At 71.5% G+C, this 18,699-nt stretch carries 18 protein-coding genes; 14 read left to right on the plus strand and 4 right to left on the minus strand.

The window, feature by feature from the left end; genetic code table 11:
* The first annotated feature begins 126 nt into the window (after nucleotides 1–126).
* The 5 genes from VK923_02865 (at nucleotide 127) to VK923_02885 (ending at nucleotide 7,358) form a co-directional block, all read left to right on the plus strand.
* Nucleotides 127–1,665 (plus strand): hypothetical protein, encoded by a 1,539-nt coding sequence (locus VK923_02865; protein ID HSJ43607.1) that lies wholly within the window; start codon nucleotides 127–129, stop codon nucleotides 1,663–1,665.
* The gene (locus tag VK923_02870; GenBank protein ID HSJ43608.1) at nucleotides 1,662–3,644 is read left to right on the plus strand and encodes a hypothetical protein; all 1,983 of its coding nucleotides are present in this window, start codon (nucleotides 1,662–1,664) and stop codon (nucleotides 3,642–3,644) included. Before VK923_02865 ends, VK923_02870 begins: the two co-directional genes overlap by 4 nt.
* A 211-nt stretch (nucleotides 3,645–3,855) precedes the next feature.
* The gene (locus VK923_02875; protein ID HSJ43609.1) at nucleotides 3,856–4,629 is read left to right on the plus strand and encodes a BON domain-containing protein; all 774 of its coding nucleotides are present in this window, start codon (nucleotides 3,856–3,858) and stop codon (nucleotides 4,627–4,629) included.
* 6 nt (nucleotides 4,630–4,635) lie between these two features.
* Complete coding sequence (locus VK923_02880) at nucleotides 4,636–6,843, plus strand: AAA family ATPase (protein HSJ43610.1); 2,208 nt, start codon at nucleotides 4,636–4,638, stop codon at nucleotides 6,841–6,843.
* A gap of 68 nt (nucleotides 6,844–6,911) precedes the next feature.
* Nucleotides 6,912–7,358 (plus strand): hypothetical protein, encoded by a 447-nt coding sequence (locus tag VK923_02885; protein HSJ43611.1) that lies wholly within the window; start codon nucleotides 6,912–6,914, stop codon nucleotides 7,356–7,358.
* Nucleotides 7,359–7,383: 25 nt separating this feature from the next.
* Here VK923_02885 and VK923_02890 read toward each other — a convergent pair whose 3' ends face one another.
* Nucleotides 7,384–8,373 (minus strand): L-threonylcarbamoyladenylate synthase, encoded by a 990-nt coding sequence (locus VK923_02890; protein ID HSJ43612.1) that lies wholly within the window; start codon nucleotides 8,371–8,373, stop codon nucleotides 7,384–7,386.
* A 156-nt stretch (nucleotides 8,374–8,529) separates the two neighbouring features.
* A complete protein-coding gene (locus VK923_02895) occupies nucleotides 8,530–10,407 on the minus strand; it encodes an acyl-CoA dehydrogenase (GenBank protein HSJ43613.1) in 1,878 nt (625 codons plus the stop codon).
* 287 nt (nucleotides 10,408–10,694) lie between these two features.
* Between VK923_02895 and VK923_02900 the strand changes: the two genes are divergently transcribed.
* Nucleotides 10,695–11,438: an adenosylcobinamide-GDP ribazoletransferase gene (locus VK923_02900; protein ID HSJ43614.1), complete on the plus strand. Its 744-nt coding sequence runs from the start codon at nucleotides 10,695–10,697 to the stop codon at nucleotides 11,436–11,438.
* Nucleotides 11,439–11,632: 194 nt separating this feature from the next.
* Entirely contained in the window at nucleotides 11,633–11,833 is a 201-nt protein-coding gene (gene infA / locus VK923_02905; protein HSJ43615.1) for a translation initiation factor IF-1, read from the plus strand.
* 41 nt (nucleotides 11,834–11,874) lie between these two features.
* Here infA and VK923_02910 read toward each other — a convergent pair whose 3' ends face one another.
* Both VK923_02910 and VK923_02915 read right to left on the minus strand, forming a co-directional pair.
* Entirely contained in the window at nucleotides 11,875–12,996 is a 1,122-nt protein-coding gene (locus tag VK923_02910; GenBank protein HSJ43616.1) for a site-specific integrase, read from the minus strand.
* The gene (locus tag VK923_02915; GenBank protein ID HSJ43617.1) at nucleotides 12,996–13,415 is read right to left on the minus strand and encodes a helix-turn-helix domain-containing protein; all 420 of its coding nucleotides are present in this window, start codon (nucleotides 13,413–13,415) and stop codon (nucleotides 12,996–12,998) included. The genes VK923_02910 and VK923_02915 overlap by 1 nt, the downstream gene beginning before the upstream one ends.
* Nucleotides 13,416–13,512: 97 nt before the next feature.
* On the opposite strand from VK923_02915, the gene VK923_02920 reads away from it, so the two are divergent.
* The 7 genes from VK923_02920 to VK923_02950 all read left to right on the plus strand — a co-directional run bounded on the left by VK923_02920 (nucleotide 13,513) and on the right by VK923_02950 (nucleotide 18,458).
* Nucleotides 13,513–13,710 (plus strand): helix-turn-helix domain-containing protein, encoded by a 198-nt coding sequence (locus tag VK923_02920; protein ID HSJ43618.1) that lies wholly within the window; start codon nucleotides 13,513–13,515, stop codon nucleotides 13,708–13,710.
* A 72-nt stretch (nucleotides 13,711–13,782) separates the two neighbouring features.
* Nucleotides 13,783–14,661 (plus strand): bifunctional DNA primase/polymerase, encoded by an 879-nt coding sequence (locus tag VK923_02925; GenBank protein HSJ43619.1) that lies wholly within the window; start codon nucleotides 13,783–13,785, stop codon nucleotides 14,659–14,661.
* Nucleotides 14,658–16,076, plus strand: a complete 1,419-nt coding sequence (locus tag VK923_02930; protein HSJ43620.1) for a phage/plasmid primase, P4 family — start codon at nucleotides 14,658–14,660, stop codon at nucleotides 16,074–16,076. Before VK923_02925 ends, VK923_02930 begins: the two co-directional genes overlap by 4 nt.
* 151 nt (nucleotides 16,077–16,227) lie before the next feature.
* On the plus strand, nucleotides 16,228–16,776 hold the full coding sequence (locus tag VK923_02935) for a hypothetical protein (protein ID HSJ43621.1): 549 nt from the start codon (nucleotides 16,228–16,230) through the stop codon (nucleotides 16,774–16,776).
* Nucleotides 16,777–17,170: 394 nt separating this feature from the next.
* Nucleotides 17,171–17,341: a hypothetical protein gene (locus tag VK923_02940; protein HSJ43622.1), complete on the plus strand. Its 171-nt coding sequence runs from the start codon at nucleotides 17,171–17,173 to the stop codon at nucleotides 17,339–17,341.
* A 248-nt stretch (nucleotides 17,342–17,589) separates the two neighbouring features.
* Nucleotides 17,590–17,877: a hypothetical protein gene (locus VK923_02945; GenBank protein ID HSJ43623.1), complete on the plus strand. Its 288-nt coding sequence runs from the start codon at nucleotides 17,590–17,592 to the stop codon at nucleotides 17,875–17,877.
* Nucleotides 17,878–18,272: 395 nt separating this feature from the next.
* Entirely contained in the window at nucleotides 18,273–18,458 is a 186-nt protein-coding gene (locus VK923_02950; GenBank protein ID HSJ43624.1) for a hypothetical protein, read from the plus strand.
* Nucleotides 18,459–18,699: the final 241 nt, after the last annotated feature.

Here is an 18,699-nt window from a genome sequence, read left to right on the forward strand (position 1 = left end):
GGTGTGCCGCAGCGGGACAGCGCTGCATTGTGCACCGCCGGCCAGCGGGGATCACGGACCCGCTGCGCGACCCGGCGCGCGCGGCTACACAGGTGGCACGCGCGCCATCGAAGCAGGGCGGGACACATGACCGCAGGCGGCAAGGCCTCGAGCAGCGGCAGCGGTAGGCCACGTGACCAGGCCTCAAGCAGCGGCAGCGGTAGGCCACGTGACCAGGCCTCGAGCAGCGGCAGCGGTAGGCCACGTGACCAGGCCTCAAGCAGCGGCAGCGGTAGGCCACGTACGATCGGAGAGCTCCGCGCGTCGGGGTACCGGGACCGGACGGTCAAGCAGGAGGTCGCAGAGAACGCTGCGCGGCGGCTGGCCGAGGGCATCCCGGTCGTCGAGGGCCTGGTTGGGTTCGACGACAGCGTGCTGCCGGCCCTGGAGACGGCGCTGCTGTGCGGGCACGACATCATCCTCCTGGGCGAGCGCGGGCAGGCCAAGAGCCGGATCATCCGCTCGCTGGTCGAGCTGCTCGACGAGCAGTTGCCGATCGTGGCGGGCAGCGAGGTCAACGACCATCCCTTTCGACCGTTCTCGCCGGCGGCCCGCGCGCTAGTGGCCGAGCAGGGAGATGACACCCCGATCACCTGGGTCGGCCGGGACGTCCGGTACGCCGAGAAGCTCGCGACGCCCGACATCTCTGTGGCTGACCTGATCGGCGACGTGGACCCGATCAAGGTCGCCGAGGGCAGGTACCTGGCCGATGAGCTGACCGTCCACTACGGCCTCGTGCCACGGCACAACCGCGGCATCGTGGCGATCAACGAGCTGCCGGACCTCGCCGAGCGCATCCAGGTCGCCATGCTCAACGTGCTTGAGGAGCGCGACGTGCAGGTGCGCGGCTACAGCCTGCGCCTGCCGCTGGACCTGCTGGTGCTGGCGTCGGCGAACCCGGAGGACTACACGAACAGGGGCCGGATCGTAACGCCGCTCAAGGATCGCTTCGGCAGCGAGATCCGCACCCACTACCCGCGCACCGTCGACGACGAGATCACCGTGATGCACGCCGAGGCGACGGTCGACACGCTGGCCTGGACGGTCGAGGTCCCGACATTCCTCACCGAGGTGCTCGCGGCGTTCACCCGTGCGCTGCGCACCGCGTCCGAGGTCGATCAGCGCTCGGGCGTCAGCGTGCGCTTCTCGGTCGCCAACTACGAGACGCTGGTCGGCGCCGCGCTCCGCCGGGCGCTGCGCACCGGCGAGGAGCGCGCGGTGGCGCGCCCGGTTGACCTTGCGCAGGTGCTCGCGGCCGGACTCGGCAAGATCGAGTTCGAGACATTCGAGGAGGGCCGCGAGGCCGAGATCCTCACGCGGCTGTTGCAGCGTTCGCAGCTGGAGGTCTTCCGGTCGCGCATGGTCGGCGTCGACGTGAGCGGCCTGCTGTCGGTCTTCGACGAGGGCGCGGTCATCGAGAACAGCGACGTCATGCCGGCCGTGGAGCTGCTCGCCCAGGTCGACCGGATCCCGGGATTCGCCGCCATCCTCGGCGCCCTGGGTGTGCGGGCCGAGTCGCGCGAGTTGGCGGCGTCGGCGTTCGAGTTCGTGCTCGACGGGCTGCACCTGACGCGACGGCTGGATCGCGTGACCGGCCACGGCACGGTGCGGTACGCGGCCGGGTGACCGCGATGCGCGTCCGCTACTCCGCCTGGACCGGAACCGCCGAGCCGTTCGGCGCGGGCGTGTCCGCGCAGGACGTGCTGGACGAGCTGGCCGACGATCTGCTGGCGGGGGAGGACGTCGCATCCGCGCTCGCGCGACTGGCGCGCACGGGGCTCGAGGGCCGCAGCGGGCTGGACGAGCTGCGCAGGCGCGTCGCCGAGGCACGCGCGCGCGAGATGGCACGCATGGACCTGGACGGCCCGGCACAGGAGCTGGCCGAGGCGCTGCGGCCCATCCTCGATCGTGAGCGCGCCGCGGTGCAGGCGGCCCCCGACGATCCGATCGCGCAGGCCCGGGGCGACGAGCTCGACGCGCTGCCCGACGATCCGTTCGCGCAGCTTGCGGCACTGCGCGAAAGCGAGTGGTTCGACCCCGAGGCGGGCGCCGCCTTCGCTCGCCTGCTCGAGCAGTTCCGACGCGACGTCGCGGAGGCGACGTTCGGCCAGATCGCCAGCGGCCTGACGTCGATGAGCCCGGGGGACGTCGAACGGCTGCGCCGCATGCTCGACGAGCTCGCAGACCTCGCGGAGCGTCACGGCCGCGGTGAGGATGTCAGCGACGACTACGACGACTTCGCCCGCCGCCACGCCGACCAGCTCGGGTCGTTCGGCCCGGACGGCAGGCCGCCCGAACGGCTCGAGGACCTGCTCGACGAGCTCGCACGCCGGATGGCCGCGATGTCGTCGCTGCTCGCGGGCCTCGACGCCGAGCAACGTGGCCAGCTCGCGCGGCTGGCGGCGGAGGCACTGGGCGAGACGGATCTCGCGCCGCAGGCCGACCGGCTGCGTGCCGAGCTGCAGCGGCAGTATCCGCAGCTGCGCTGGTCCCAGCCCCCGGTGGACGTGCCGCAGGCGGGGCAGGAGACGTCCTCGCTGTCGGGTGCGGTCGATTGGATGGACCGTGTGTCGCGGATGGAGGACCTCGAACGGGCGCTGGGCCAGCGGTATCCGGGCGCGAGGCTCGAGGACATCGACGCCGCGACGGTCGAGGAGCTGCTGGACGCCGACGCTGCGCAGGACGTGCGGGCATTGCGCGAGATGGAGCGTGCGCTCGAGCAGGCCGGCGCGGTCAGGCGCGTGCGCGGTGCCCTGGAGCTGACTCCGCGTGGCGTCCGCAGGCTCGGAGAGGCGTCGCTGGCCAGCATCTACCAGCCCGCCCGCATCGGTCCGACCGGGGGTCACGCCGCGACCGATGTCGGGGGTGACAGCGAGCTGTCGGGCAGCACGCGGCAACTGCGGTTCGGCGACCCGTTCCGACTGGACGTCACACGCTCGATCGGCAATGCGCTGCGCCGACGGGCCGCCACGCGCGTGCAGGGCCGTCGCGTCGACCTCGCCGCCGACGACTTCGAGCTCGCCGAAGCGGAGCGGCGCGTCAAGGTGGTCACCGCGCTGCTGCTCGACATGTCGTTCTCGATGCCGCTGCGTGGTAACTGGGGGCCGGCCAAGCGGGTCGCGCTCGCGCTCGAAGCGCTGATCGCCGGCCGGTTCCCGACCGACGAGCTCGTGCTCATCGGCTTCAGCGACCTCGCGCGCCGCCTGCAGCCCAGCGACCTGCTCGTCGCCGGGTGGGAGCGGGTGTACGGCACGAACATGGAGCACGCGTTCTCCCTGGCGCGCCGCGAGTTCGCCCGGCACCCGACCGCGGAGCGCCAGGTCATCATGATCACCGATGGTGAGCCGACGGCACACCTCGAGGGATCACGACCTTTGTTCTCGTGGCCGCCGGCGCCCCGCACCCTGCAACGGACGCTGGCGGAGGGCCAGCGCCTGCGCCGCTGCGGGGCCACCCTCAACGTGTTCCTCCTGGACCACGATCCGGGTGCCGGTCGGTTCATCGAGCGGCTGGTGCGAGAGGTCGGTGGCAGGTTGCTCTATCCTAATCTGCGCGACCTCGGATCGGTGGTGGTGCGCGAGTTCCTGGACCGCCGCGGCGTCTGAGGACGCCGACTGCTGGATGGTGGACGATCGCCGTCCGGTGGACCGGGCCGGCGTGCCGCGGGAGGGCGGGTCGGCGTTTCTGGTGGTGTGGCGACGGGCAACGTGGTCGGCAGACCACACCGGATCGCCCTTCGCGACGTCCGGCCGCTGCACGACTCCACAGATCCCGACGCCACGATCAGCCATCGACACCGCGAAATGGAGACAGACCATGGCAGTGCTGAGGAAGAAGACGAAGGCGAAGAAGGCCCAGCGCGAGGCCTCAGCGGCGGCCGCCGAGGCGCGTCGCGCGGCGCAGGAGTCAGCCGTCGCCATCCGCGACCTCGCGCAGGCGCTCCTGACACAGATCAAGGACCTCGGGCTCGATGAGAAGACCGCCGAGGCGGTCAGGAAGGTCATGTCGACCGACGCGTACATCCGTGCACAGGCCAGGGCCGCCGACGTCAGCAAGCGTGTCGCGGACGCCGATGCCGTCAAGGTCCGCAAGGAGAGCGCGACCAGGACAGCGACCGCCGCCGCGGCCGGGCTGGGCAGTTGGCTGGCGACCGGGCGCCGGGGCGAGGCCCTCGGCATCGCGCCGTCCAAGCGCAGGGGCCTTGGCTGGTTCTTCGCGCTGCTCGGCGTCGGAGTGGGCTACGGCATCGGCATCCTGACCGCGCCGAAGGAGGGCCGGGCGATCCGCGACCAGCTGGTCAGCAGAGGCCAGTCGGAGCGCTGGCGCGGCCCGGCCGGGCAGATCGACGGTGACCAGGGCACCCTTGCGCCGGCGGGCGATCCGCAGCTCGCCGACAAGGTACGCACACGCCTCGGTGAGGACCCGCGCACCGCGGACCTGCCGTCGTTGAACATCAACGTGGTCGACGGCACCGTCGTCGTGCGGGGAGCGGTGCCCGGCGACGCCGACGAGGGCGCCATCCGTGACGTCGTCGGCAGCGTGGAGGGCGTCCGTGACGTCGACTTGGAGCTCGGCTCCGCCAACCGCTAGGCCACGGTGACGCCCACGGCCCCCGCCGACGGGGACATCCTCGTCGGCGAGGTGTCGTTCGTCCTGTACACCGACGACCGCACGGGCTTCGGTGTGGTCGAGGTCGCCAACCTGCAGGACACGGACCGCCGAGCCGCACGTGCGACCGGTCCGCTCGCGCGCCTCACGCAGGGCCAGCCCGTCGCGCTCCACGGGCGGTGGACGACCCACCCGACCCACGGGGAGACGTTCGCGGCGGACTGGTTCGCCCCGAGCACGCCGGTCACCGTCTCCGGCCTCGAGGCGTTCCTGGCGGGCGAGCACTTCCCGGGCATCGGCGCGCGTCTCGCCGCGGCCGTCGTGTCCGCGTTCGGACTCGGCGTCGCCGACGTGGTCGAGAAGGACCCGGACGCGCTGACCGAGGTGCCGGGCATCACCGACCGGCTTCGGGATGTCATCGTCGCCGGCTGGTGTCAGGCCGGCCTCCTTGGATCGGTCGTCGCCCGGCTCGGGGCGGCGGGCATCCCAGCCGGTCCTGCCCGCTGGCTCGTGACGGCCTTCGGCGAGGATGCGCCGGCGGTGCTCGACCGCGACCCCTACGTGCTTCTCGACGCTCCCGGGGTCGGGTGGAACGCCGTCGAGCGCCTGGCCGGCGCGCAGGGCGTCCAGGCGGACGACCCGGTGCGTCACGTCGCCGCGGCGACCTGGGTGGTGCGGACCCGCCGCGCACGGGACGGAGACGTCGCGATCGGCACGGACGACCTGCTCGAGGGCACCGCGCGGATGCTCGGCACCGACCCGGCGACCGCCGCGACGGCGATCCAGGAGGCCGTCACCGCCGGAGCGCTCGAGGCGTGGGCGCCCTCGGACGATCCGGCCGACGTCCTGCACGCGCTGCCGGCTGACGCTGCGGCCGAAGCCGACATCGCAGCGGCGGTGGCGCGGCTCGATGCCGAGTACCTGCCCGAGGACGTCTCCGATGCGGACGTGGCGGCGGTCGATGCGGATCTCACCGCCGAGCAGCGCGCCGCTGTGCGCATGGCGTTCGGCAACGCCGTCTCCGTCCTGACGGGAGGCCCGGGGACGGGCAAGACCCGCACCGTGGCGGCGATCCTCGCGTGGGCGACCGCAGGCGATCGCACCGTCGCGCTGTGTGCCCCGACGGGGCGCGCGGCCAAGCGGCTCGAGGAGCTGACGGGCCACCGGGCGACGACCATCCATCGCCTGTTGGAGGCGCGTCCCGCCGCGGATGACAGCGATCGCTTCACCTTCGCGTTCGGCGGGCAGCGCCGCCTACCCCACGACCTCGTCGTGGCCGACGAGTGGTCGATGGCCGACGTGGCGCTCGCGCGGGCGCTGCTCGTAGCGATCGCCGACGGCAGCCATGTCGTGCTCGTGGGGGACGTGGACCAGCTGCCACCGGTGGGTCCCGGCGCCGTGCTCCGTGACCTGCTCGAGGTCGCCGCGTCGTCGTCTGCACCGGTCGCGGCCACCGCGCTGCGCACGGTGCACCGGCAGGCGGCCCGCAGCCGCATCATCACGCTCGCTCATGAGCTGAAGGGTGGTGTGGTGACGCCACCGCGCGGGCGCGACGGCGATGTGTTCGCGGTGCCGCAGGCGACAGACGGGATTGCCGACCGGGTCGCCGAGATCGTCGCGGTCCGCGCCCCCGCGTTCTACGGCTGCGGGCCCGCCGACGTGCAGGTCCTGGCACCGAAGTACGGCGGCCCGGCCGGCGTCGACCGACTCAACGACGTGCTGCGCGACCGGCTCAACCCGCGCAACGGCCGGGCGACCGTGGCAGGCTTCTGCGAAGGCGACCGCGTCGTCCAGACCCGCAACAACCCGGAGCTGGCCATCGCCAACGGTGAGGTGGGCGAGGTCGCCATGGTCGACCCCGACGAGGGCGAGCTCGAGGTGGTGTTCGACACCGGGGGCGCGGTGTTCGGTGCGCGTGACGCGCGGGACCTCCGCCCAGCGTGGTGCCTGACGGTGCACAAGTCGCAGGGAGGGCAGTGGCCGGTGGTCATCCTCGTGCTGGACGGCACGCACGGGCGGATGCTGTGGCGCGAGCTGGTCTACACCGCGGTCACGCGGGCCGTCGACGGGCTGCTGCTGGTGGGTGCGCCGCAGCTGCTGGCCGCCGCCGCCCGCCGCGCCGGCAGCGGGATCGCGCGGCGCCGGACGTCGCTGGCGCGGCGTCTCACGACCCTGCACGCGGCCGCCGACCATTGACCGCGGTCAGGCTGGAACTTCACCGTTGGCCGTCCTCGTCGCGTACCCTGGTGGCTGGGAGGTGCTCCGTGCTGACCCGCAGCTTCGTGTCACGCGACCTGCCGCAGCCCGGCGGGCATGCGCTGCGCACCCTCCTGGCCCGCGCCCACGAGCTGGAGCCGTTCTCACCGGTCAGGCCCCGCGTGACCGCACGGCGGGTCGGCGCGCTCGCATCGGGGGTCGGCCTTGCCGCACGTCTGTACCGCGGCGGCGTCGAGCTCAACGGCGTTGAGGTGGACCACGTCTGGCTCGGCGTCGACGACATCGTGATCGACGTGGCGTTCCCGTTGTTCATGCCCGACTTCCGGTCGCTGCTGCCCCGCTTCGTCGCCGGTGAGATCGAGCCGGAGGAACTGGAGACCGCGGCGGCGGAGTCGGGCATCGAGTACCGCGTGCTCGGGTTGCTGCCACCGAGGACCCGGTACGTCGGCCAGCCCGTGTGGGCCGAGCGCGACGTGGTCGGCCGCGGCGGGTAGCCAGGGGCGCGGAACCCTTGCGGCCTCAGCCGGCCGCCGCGCGCCGAAGCCTGTCCATGACGGCCCGGCCGACGCCCGTCTCCGGCACGGCCGTGCACAGCAGGACGTCGACGTGGGCGGCCTCTGCGTCGCGCAGGGCGCGGTACAGGTCGCGGGCCAGCTCGTCGACGTCGCTGTACCGTGCGATGGGCACGGCGGTGTCGAAGCGCACCTCGGACGGAGCGACCGTGCCCACGCGCAGCCCTAGGGTGGTCACGGCGTCGACGCGGGCCGCCAGCTGATCGGGCTGGACGATCTCGACCGCACACGCCGGCGCGTAGTGGCGGTAGCGCGCGCCGGGAGACGGCGCAGCCGGCCCGTCGTTGTGCATCACGGGTCCAAGCTCCTCGCGCGTCAGCGCACCCTCGCGGTAGACGACGGGCAGCTCGCCACGCGCGTCGACGACTGTCGATTCGACGCCCAGGCCCGTCGGTCCACCGTCGATGAGCAGGTCGAGTCGGTCCTCGAGGTCGGCGGCCACGTGGTCGGCGGTCGTGGGGCTCGGTCGGCCCGAGCGGTTCGCGCTGGGAGCGGCGACGGGAACGCCCGCGGCAGCGATCACGGCACGCGCGACGACGTGGTCCGGGACCCGCACCGCCACGGTCGACAGGCCGCCCGTCGTGACCGATGGAAGGGGGGAGGCGGCGTCGACCACGATCGTCAGTGGTCCCGGCCAGAACCGCGCGGCGAGCGACCGTGCCAGCGGAGTGACGGTCGCGGCGACCCTGTCGAGTTGTGACGCGTCGGCGAGGTGCACGATCAGCGGGTTGTCAGCGGGACGGCCCTTGGCGGCGAAGATGCGCCGCACGGCGACGGGGTCCCAGGCGTTCGCGCCCAGCCCGTAGACCGTCTCGGTTGGCAGGGCGACCAGACCACCGGTCCGCAGCACCGCGCCGGCACGGGCGACTGCCGACCGGTCACGGTCGACATCAATGATCGTCAGGCGCTGTCGCGCCCGCCGGCCTGTGGCGTGCATGCCCCCAGGGTAGGGCCTGTCTCCCGGTCCCGGCCGGCAGTCGGGCGGCAGCTGCCCTGGTGGCCGTGCCGTAGGCTCCCTGGGCGTTGGGAGTCGAGCGTCCGCGGGACGACCAGGCGGATGGCCGGTCCGAGAGACATCAGGCCCTGGCCGGCCTCACCACGCGCGGTCGTCCAGCTCCATGACACCCAGGTCGGTGTGCTCGAGGATGCCGCGGCGGGCGGCGAAGGTCGGCAGCACCTGCGAGGCGAACCAGCGGGCAGCGGCCACCTTGCCCTCGTAGAACGGGTCGTCGTCGCCGGCCTCCCGAGCGGCGATGGCGACCTCGGCGTGGCGCAGCAGCAGCCAGGCGATGATCAGCTCGGCAACGCTGAACAGCAGGGGAGTGGTGTTCAGACCGACGCGGTGGATGTGGGCGGCTGCCTCCTGCTCGTCGGCGCTCGTCATCGACGCCATCACGTGACCGCCGAGCATCGTCAGCATCGCACCGGCGTGCTCGAGCGCCTCGCCGAGCAGCGCGCGCTCGGCGGCCAGCGCACCGTTGCCCGCGTCTCCTTTGGCGAACTGCAGCACCTCGCCGAGCAGGTCGCGGATCGTCGCGCCCTGGTTGCGAGCGATCTTGCGGAAGAACAGGTCCAACGCCTGGATCGCCGTCGTGCCCTCGTAGAGGGTGTCGATCTTGGCGTCGCGGATGTACTGCTCCAACGGGAAGTCGCGCGTGTAGCCGGAGCCACCGAAGATCTGCAGGCTCTGGGCGAGCAGCTCGTAGGACTTCTCCGAGCCGTAGCCCTTGACGAGCGGCAGCAGCAGGTCGTTGCGCCGCCGGAGGCGTTCGAGCTCGGCCGGATCGCCCGCGCCGGCCGCGACCTCGTGCTCGAGCAGGCCGATGTCGTCCTGGATCACGGCGGTGTACAGCACCAGGGCCCGCATGCCCTCGACGTGGGCCTTCTGCGTCATCAGGCTGCGACGGACGTCGGGGTGGTTCATGATCGCGACACGTGGCGAGGTCTTGTCGGCGGCCCGTGCCAGGTCCGGACCCTGGACACGCTCCCGCGCGTACTGCAGCGCGTTGAGGTAGCCGGTCGACAGGGTCTCGATCGCCTTGACACCGACCAGCATCCGGGCGTACTCGATCACCTTGAACATCTGCGCGATGCCATCGTGACGCTCCCCGACGAGCACGCCGCGCGCCGGGACGCCGCGGTCGCCGAACACCATCTCGCAGGTGGCCGACGCCTTGATGCCCATCTTGTCCTCGAGGCCTACCACGCGGACGCCGTTGCGCTCACCGAGGCTGCCGTCCGCCTCGACCCACCACTTCGGCACGACGAACAGCGACAGGCCCCTGGTACCGGGCCCGTTGATCGGCGTCCCGTCCCCATCGACGGGACGCGCCAGCACCAGGTGGATGATGTTGTCAGGCCAGTCGAAGTCGCCGTTGGTGATGAAACGCTTGGTCCCCGACAGGTGCCAGGTGCCGTCGTCGGCCCGCCGCGCGGTCGTCCGGGCCGCACCGACGTCACTGCCCGCCTCCGGCTCGGTGAGCACCATCGTGCCGCCCCAGCGTCGCTCGACCCACGGTGTGACCCAGTGCGCCCGCTGCTCGTCGGTGAGCAGGGGGTCGACGATGGCTGCGAAGGACGGGCCGGCCGTGTACAGCAGCGCGGAGGCGTTGGCGCCGGCGAGCATCGCGGTGGCCGTCCAGTTCAGGCTCGGCGTCGCGCCGTACCCGCCCAGGTGGTCGGGCAGTTGCAGCCGGTACCACTCGCCGTCGAAGTACGCGTCGAGGCTGGCTCGCAGACCCGGTGGCAGCGTCACGTCGCCGTCGTCGTCGAGCACGAGCGGTGTGCGGTCGCCCTCGACGAAGCTGGCGGCGAACGGACCGGACGCCAACCGCTCGACCTCACGCAGGATCTCGCGCGCCGTCTCCTCGTCGAGTTGGGCGTAGGGGCCGTGTCCCAGGCGGTCCTGGATGCGCAGGACCTCGAACAGGTTGAACTCGATGTCCCGCAGGTTGCTCCGGTAATGCGTCACGACCTCACCCTCCGGACTCCGGTTACCCACCGGTAAGGTTACTTCCTGGTAACCCTCCCGTCCATGGCTTGGGACGCCATTCGCCCCGGGGACACGTGCGGTGCGGTGAGGGACACGTGTAGTGCGTGAGGGACACGCGCGGTGCGTGAGGGACACGCCTGAACAGGTGCGTCGGCTACCGGTGTGTCTGTCACCACGCGGGATGCCGGATTCGAGTGCGGGATGCCGGATGCGGGTCAGGACCGCCGTTGTCGTCTAGGGTCAGTGCCCCCCATCGGTGGTGCCTCGTGCGTGACTCGCTGCGTCTGCTCGCCGTGGCGTTCGGGTTCCTGACACGGCTGCCCACGCCACGGATCGCGGTGCAGGAGGGCGACCTGACCCGGGCGAGCGCCCTGTTCCCACTGGTCGGGCTCGTCGTGGCCGTCCTCGCCGTGGCGGCCGATCAGCTCATCGCCCTGCTGCTCGGGCCGATCGTGGGCGCGGTGGTCGGGATCCTCACCGCGACCCTGGTGACCGGCGCGTTCCACGAGGACGGCCTGGCCGATACCGTCGACGGTCTGTGGGGTGGCTGGGAGCCGGCCGAGCGACTGCGGATCATGCGCGACAGCCGCCTGGGCACCTACGGCACCATCGCCCTGATCGCGCTCTACGCGCTGCGTTTCGCCCTGCTCGTGCCGGCCACCACCCGCACCTTCGCGGTGGCCATGGTGTGCGCGCACGTCCTGGGCCGCGCTGCCGGTCCGATCCTGGTCATGCGGTTGCCGGCGCTGACCGACAGTTCGAGCGCCGGGATCGCCGGACGGCTGGCACCGGGAGCCCGGTTCGTCGCGCTGATCCTCACCGTCGTGCCGGTCGCGGCGGCGAGCGGGCTGCTCGCGTTGCCCGTGCTCGTCGTCGCTGTCGCGGTCGTCTACGCGTCGGCGGCGTTGTACCGCCGCCGGCTGGGCGGTGTCACGGGCGACACCATCGGTGCGACGACCGTGCTCGTCGAGCTCGCGGTGATCGCCGTCGTCGTAGCGTCGCACCGGTGATCAACACGACCCCGATCACGGTGAGCGCTGCTAGGGTTGAACCAGGTATCACGCAGCGACAGCAGTTCAGGGGTTTGCACCACATGGCACGACGACGCAGTGGCCGTCCGCCGTCCCGCCGACGCGCGGGACAGGTCGACGCCGAGACCAGAGCGAAGCGCGAGGCACGCGCAGGCAGCCAGAAGGAGGCCGCTCTGGAGCTCGAGGGCGTCGTCGAGGAAGCGCTGCCCAACACGATGTTCCGGGTCAGGCTTGACAACGACCACACGGTCCTGGGGCACATCTCCGGCAAGATGCGTAAGCACTACATCCGTATCCTGCCCGGTGACCGCGTGACCGTCGAGCTGTCGCCGTACGACCTGACCCGCGGGCGGATCACCTACCGCTACAAGTAGGCGATTCGGGCCGCTGTAGGCCGCTGACCAGCGACGACGCATCACGCACCACCCGCCTCGGCCCACGCCTGGCCCACAGCAGCGCCGAACGCGCCGTCGATGACCTCACGGGCGCGCTCGTCGTCGTCGGGCATCAGGTGCGTGTACACGTGCAGCGTGAACGACGCGCTCTCGTGGCCGAGGTAGTCCGCGACGGCGCGGATCGACACGCCCTCCGCGAGCAGCACCGATGCGTACGTGTGGCGCAGCGCGTGCATGCCGTTGTCCCGCGTCGGCTCGAGCCCGGCCGCCACGACGGCGGGCTTCCACACCCGGTCGTTGAAGCTGCCGCGGTTGATCGGCCCGCCGACCGTGTTCGTGAACACGAGGTCCCCGCCCTCGGCCGGGTGGACGCGCAGGTGCTCCGACACGGCCGCGGCGACGGTGTCCGACAGCGGCACGCTGCGGGTCTTCCCGCGCTTGGGCGGCGCGAACACCACGCCCTGACCAGTGATGTGCTTGACCTGCTGGCGGACGTCGAGGCGACGGCCGAGGAAGTCGACGTCGGTCACCCGCAGACCGAAAACCTCGCCCTGCCGCAGCCCCGCGCCGGACGCCACGACCGCGGTCGCGCGGTACCTGGCCGGCATCGCCGCGACGGCTGCGGCGACCTGCTCGACCGTCCACGGCCGCACCTTCGGGCGGGTCACCTTCGGCGCGGACACGGCACGCGACCGGCACGGGTTCGTCATGATCAGCCCGTCCTCGACGGCGGCGCCGAGGATCGCCGAAAGCGTCGCCAGCAGCAGCCGCACATAGGACGGCGCGAGGTCGCGGGACGCGCTGGCGACCCACGCCTGCACGGTCGACGGTCGGATGCCGCGCAGCTCGCCGTCGCCGAACGCCGGCAGCAGGTGCGCGTGCAACCGCGACGCGGTGCCCTCGCGGGTCTTGGCGTCGAACACCTGTGATGCGAGCCACTGCTCCGCGAACGCCGCGAACGTGACCTTGCCGGCCGCGGGGTCGATCCACCGGCCGCGGAGCTTGTCGGCCTCGACGGTCGTGAGGAACCGTTGCGCGTCGCTCTTGCGCGCGAACGACCTAGACCGCGATCGGCCGGACGGGTCGCGGTAGCGGGCTTCCCACGGCTTCGGACGTCCCGGACGCTTGCGGATCGTCGCCATCACTCGTCCTCCGCGGCGGCGGACACGGTCGGCGCCGGAGCGGCGGCGGCCGCGTCCGCTGTGACCGCGCCGACGGCGGCGCCGCTGCGGACCACCGTCACCGGCAACGCCGTGTCGACCTCGACCGCCGTCCCCACCCGCCGGACGACGAACCCGTCACCGACCGCGTCGTCGTCCATCCCGAGCAGATACCCGGGGGATACCCCCAACGCCGCGGCGAGCACGAACACCTCGTCGACCGTGACCGACCGCCGACGACCGGACTCGATGTTCGCGATCACGTCACGGTTGAGCTCGGGCATCCCAAGCGCGGCGCAACGCTCCGCCAACCCGGCCGCGGACAGCTTCGGAACCATCCCGTCGCGGACCTCACGGACACGCTCGGCGACCACCCGCGACGGCGTCCTCTCCTGTGTCATACCGACGCACCGTACCCGCATCCTTGACATGAAGCAAGGGACGATGGCAAACTCCGGCTGTGTCACAGAAATGTAACTCATCCGACAGGGAGACACAATGAGCGCGGACACCGAGCGGCTACTGACCATCCAGGAGGTCGCCGACATGATCGCCGTGCCGGTCGCCACCCTCTACCAGTGGCGCAGCCGCGGCGGCGGACCCGTCGGCATGCGGATCGGCCGGCACGTCCGCTACGACCCCGCCGACGTCCGCGCCTGGCTCGACCAGCGGCGCGACCCCCGGCCCGCGGCGTGACCCCGTACACGACAACGGCCCCGCCGAGGAACGCGGGGCCGAGGTCAAATCTCCGCAGGCAGTGGAGACGTGATGCATCGCAAGCGTACCCGGACTGACGGCGCGGCCGCGCTACATGACGCGGCCGTGGACTACGCCGCGGCTGGCTGGCAGGTCTTCCCGCTCTCCACCCGCGGCGGACGCAAAGCGCCATTGTTTCCATCCCCGCACGACGGACCGGGCCACGGATGCCATGGCCAGTGCGGCCGCCTGGGACACGGCTTCTACGACGCGACCAGCGACCCCGACACGGTGTCGCAGTGGTGGACGCGCCACCCGAACGCGGTCATCGGCGGCCGCATCGCGCATCACCTGCTCGTCCTCGACGTCGACCGCCACGGCGGCGGCGAAGACACCCTCCAGTTCTTCGAGGCCGCCTACCACCCGCTGCCCGCCACGCTCACCTGCTACTCAGGGCGGGGCGACGGCGGCCGGCACCTGTACTGGCTGCGCCCGCCGACCCCCGGGTGGCGGCTGTCCGGCGCGAAACTCCGGCCCGGCATCGACCTGATCCACCACACGCTGCGCTACGTGGTGCTGCCACCGTCGTCGCACCCGAAGACCGGGCAGCCGTACTGGTGGGACGACCCCACCGTCACGCCGGCCGAACCGCCCGCGTGGCTCGCAGCGCTCGTCACACCCCCACGCTCCCAACCGGTGTCGACCTTCACCCGCACCGCGTCGAACGGCGTAGCCGCCCTCGTGGGCCACGTGCGGCGCCTGTCACCGGAGGAGGGCACCGGCCGGCACGACACGGTGCTGTGGGCGCTGTGCGAGGCATACGAGGCCGGCGCCGGCGAAGCGGACATCGAGGCGATCTGCCAGGCCGCCGTGTCGGTCGGCAAGCCACGCCACGAGGTAGACGCGATGCGCGCCTGGGCGGCCGCCAAGTTCGTCGGAGGTACGCCGTGACCGACGTGCCACCCGTGCCGGCACCGTCCGACCGTCACCTCCACGCCGTCGTCGACGAGCCCGACCCGCTGCCCCGCGAACCGTGGACCGAATTGGGCTACGCGCACCGGCTGATCTGCGTCTACGGCGACCGGCTCCGCTACGTGCCCACATGGCGCCGATGGCTCGTGTGGGACGGCACCCGCTGGGTGCACGACACCACCGGCCAAGTCGCCCGCTGGATGAAGATCACCGCGAGGCGGCTCACCAATGCCGCCTACGACATCAAGGATGCCGACAAGCGCCGCGCTGCATTGCGGACGGCGCGACGCGGAGAATCATCCGCCGGCGTCAACGGCGCGCTCGCCTTGGCCAGCACCGAGGACGGCGTCGCCATCGCCCCTGACCAGCTCGACGCCGACCCGTTCCTGCTCAACTGCGTCAACGGGACGCTCGACCTGCGCACGATGGAGCTACGCGACCACGACCCCGCCGACCTGCTCACCAAGATCACGGGCGCCGCATACCGCCCGGACACCAAGGGCACCAAGTTCGCCGCGTTCCTCGCGAAGGTCCAGCCCAAGGAGGACATGCGGAAGTTCCTCGCGCGGCTCATCGGGCACGCGCTCGAGGGCCGGGTGGTCGAGCACTTGCTGCCGATCTTCCACGGGTCCGGCGGCAACGGCAAAGGCACGTTCGTCGAGGCCACCCTGTACGCGCTGGGTGACTACGCCGACGCTGCAGACCCCGACCTACTGACCGCTCGTACGTTCGACGCGCATCCCACCGGCGTTGCTGATCTGTTCGGCCGCCGCCTGGCGGTGCTCCACGAGAGCGACCAAGGCCGCCAGCTCGCCGAGGGCACCGTGAAGCGGTTGACCGGCGGCGACCGGGTCAAGGCCCGCCGGATGCGCGAGGACTTCTGGCACTTCAACCCGTCCCACACGTTCCTGATGCTGACGAACCACAAGCCGATCGTCACCGGCACCGACGAGGGCATCTGGCGTCGCATCCGGCTCGTCCCCTGGGACGTCGTCATCCCCACCGAGGAGCAGGACACCGAGCTAGGCGACGCACTGCGGCTCGAGGCGGACGCCGTGCTCGCGTGGCTGGTCGACGGCTACCGCGACTGGCGCGACCACGGACTCAACGACCCGAAGGTCGTCACTGACGCCACCGATGCCTACCGCACCGAGTCCGATGCGGTCGGTCGGTTCCTCGAGGACCGGTGTCTACTCAAGGACACGTGCACAGTGCGGTCGTCGGTTCTGTTCGCCGCATGGCAGCGGTGGGCCGACCGGGAAGGCATGACCGACCCGAAGACAAATAAGGCGTTCTCCGCCGTGCTCGAGAACCGCGGTCACGACAAGAACCGGACGAACGCCGGGGCAGTGTGGCAAGGGATAGGTCTCGTGGTCGAGGATGACGCTCCATGATTGCCGCAATACGCACGGTAGGAAAAGTGGTGACGGTGACGGGTGTGACGGTCTATCACCTTTGCGCCCACACGCGTAGAGAACAAAGCTCTAGACCCGTCACACCCGTCACACTCGTCACACCCGTCACCCTCGACACACGGGTGTACGCATGAACCGCGCCGACCGTCGCCGCCTCGCACGCAAAGTCCGGCGCGTCGCCGCTGGCACCGACACCCTCACCCGGTCCGAGCGTCACCAGCTCAACGCCGTGCTGCGTGAGGCGAGCGCGACGCTGCCCGTCCACATCCGCGACCAGGCCGACGCCGCCGTCGAGCAGATCGCCGCCGGCACGCGAGCGATCATCGACGAGTTCGGGTTCACACCTGCCCACACCCGTAGCCCCAAGCTCACCAGGCCGATCGACCGGGTCATCACCCGGATGCTGACCGGCGACTGCCGGACCTGCCGGCACGTGACCGCCACCGCGCCCCAGCCGCTGTCCGTGTGCCTGTGGGATGACCCGCCGGTGTTCCGGTGCCGTCGCTGCATCCCCGACGACGCCGCCCTCACCGACGAGGAGGATCGCACGTGCGATCTGTGCCGTGTGGACACTGCGGGCGACGGGATCTTCCCGGCGTTCACGACGGTCGGCGCGATAACCATCGCCTATGGCGCCTGCCACGACTGCCACGACGAGATCGAGGAGGCCGCAGCGTGACCTCGACACCGCCCGCATGGATCACCCGGCTCCACCAAGCCGAAGCCCGCCGCGGCGAACGGTGCCGACGGTGCGGCCACCGCAAGGTGATCGACACCGAACAGGGTCCGCACTGCGCACAGCACGCCGCTTCCACCGCCGATCGTGCGCCGCGAACACGACGATCACGACCTCGAGCACGACGAGGACGGACTCGATGCCGCATAAGCCCATGTCGGTGTGTGCCCAGCCGGGCTGTCCGACCCTGACCCGCTCGGCCCGCTGCGACGAGCACAAGCCGACTGACGACCGGCCGTCCGCGCACCGCCGGGGCTACGACCGGGCGCATCGACGTCGCCGCGAACACACCCCGCGCACACCGTGCGTCGACTGCGGCCAGCCATGGCAGCCAGGCATGCACCTGGACCACGTCGACGGCAACGTGCGCAACAACGACCCGGCCAACCTCGTGTGGAGAGACGCGTCGTGTCACGCGATCAAGACAGCCGCCCGGGACGGGTCGTTCGGCCGGCCACGGGTCAACCGACGAGACGACGACCCGCCGCCCGGCCCGGTGTTCGCATGACCGGGGGCGGGGCGAAATCTTCACGGCGCGTCGTCGGAGACCGGGCGGGCAAGTCCGCGCATGGTCGGCCAGTGCCTACGCTCCAGTTTCGGCCCTTGTGCCTACGTGAAAATGTCTCAGATCCCCGCCAGATCGGAGAAATCGTGACCAGGTCGTCCCAGCCGTCCCCGCCGTCGAACCTAACGCGTCAGGGCCGGGCTCTGTGGCGCAAGGTGACCGGAGCCTACGAGTTGGAGGACCACGAACTGGTGCTGCTGGCGCAGGCGTGCCACACCGTGGACGTGATCGACCAGCTCGAGACGGCCATCGCGAACGACGGGGTGATCGCTGAGGGGTCCCGCGGTCAGAAGGTGACGCATCCGGCCGTCGACGAGATACGCCTACAGCGGGTGACTTTGGCGCGGTTGCTGGCCGCCCTGGCGTTGCCGGACAGTGAGGGTGGCCGGACGGTCGCGACGGGCTATCAGGGCCGGTCTGCGGCAGGCCACCGGCAGCGGTGGGCGAACGTCAGGGAGATGAAGCGCAGTGGCGCGTAGACGGCCTCCGCCGCCACCAGCGGACGCCGAGGAGCAGCGTCTGGTCGACCAGCTCGCGCGGGCGGAGCGGCTAGCGCGGCAGTAAACGGTATCGATCGACGGCGGCACCGACGACGTGTTCGGCGACCGGGCGCGGTGGTTGCGCGGCCGCCTCGTAGCGCTGCGGCGCTGTCGTGCGTGGGTGGATGATGGCGCGTAGACGCGGCCCCGGCCGGTGGTCTGAGGACCAGTACGACGAATTAGGCGTCGGCAGATTCTTCGATTCGGGTCGGTGGCGTAGCCGCTGCACCGTCGAACAGTGGTGTCCGCAGTGTTCGAACGGCTGGTGGTGCGGGTCGTTTTTCGCTGATCGCGACGAGCAGGAGGAGGCGTACTGGGATCTCAGGGACCGGTTGATGGCCGATGAGCTGTTGACGAATCGGCCGTGGAGCTGGTGGGAGTTCGAGGCGGCCGCTCATTGCCGTCATGCGCCGCGCTGCGCGGTCCCTGACGGCTCCCGCGAGCGGGACCGGTGGTTGGACTACCACGGTCTGCTGACCGCGCGTGAGCGCGCTTTGAAGGCGCAGGTCGCTGATGGGTGACCGGTGCTCCGGTTGTGACCGTCGTCTCGACCGGTCCTTCGATGGTGGCGTGTGGTGCGGCCGGTGCCTGCGTGTGCGCACGTTGACGTGGGTCGCTGCCGATCTCGATCGGATGGGCATCCGGGTGGTGGGGTTGTCCGTCAGGCGGCGCGGCTGGTCGCGACCGTTGACGACGAACCTGACCCGGACCCGGGGTGCGCGGAGTGCGGCGTGGCGCTGCCGCGGCGGCGGACTGGCAGGC

It is taken from the genome of Euzebyales bacterium (assembly GCA_035461305.1).
Taxonomy (GTDB): domain Bacteria; phylum Actinomycetota; class Nitriliruptoria; order Euzebyales; family JAHELV01; genus JAHELV01.

Bases quoted from the DNA above. Each gene is read 5' to 3' on its own strand.
- VK923_02940 (HSJ43622.1), top strand. From the start codon at position 17,171: ATGCACCTGGACCACGTCGACGGCAACGTGCGCAACAACGACCCGGCC.
- VK923_02935 (HSJ43621.1), top strand. From the start codon at position 16,228: ATGAACCGCGCCGACCGTCGCCGCCTCGCACGCAAAGTCCGGCGCGTC.
- VK923_02920 (HSJ43618.1), top strand. From the start codon at position 13,513: ATGAGCGCGGACACCGAGCGGCTACTGACCATCCAGGAGGTCGCCGAC.
- VK923_02925 (HSJ43619.1), top strand. From the start codon at position 13,783: ATGCATCGCAAGCGTACCCGGACTGACGGCGCGGCCGCGCTACATGAC.
- VK923_02875 (HSJ43609.1), top strand. From the start codon at position 3,856: ATGGCAGTGCTGAGGAAGAAGACGAAGGCGAAGAAGGCCCAGCGCGAG.
- VK923_02950 (HSJ43624.1), top strand. From the start codon at position 18,273: ATGGCCGATGAGCTGTTGACGAATCGGCCGTGGAGCTGGTGGGAGTTC.
- VK923_02890 (HSJ43612.1), bottom strand. From the start codon at position 8,373: ATGCACGCCACAGGCCGGCGGGCGCGACAGCGCCTGACGATCATTGAT.
- VK923_02865 (HSJ43607.1), top strand. From the start codon at position 127: ATGACCGCAGGCGGCAAGGCCTCGAGCAGCGGCAGCGGTAGGCCACGT.
- VK923_02910 (HSJ43616.1), bottom strand. From the start codon at position 12,996: ATGGCGACGATCCGCAAGCGTCCGGGACGTCCGAAGCCGTGGGAAGCC.
- VK923_02915 (HSJ43617.1), bottom strand. From the start codon at position 13,415: ATGACACAGGAGAGGACGCCGTCGCGGGTGGTCGCCGAGCGTGTCCGT.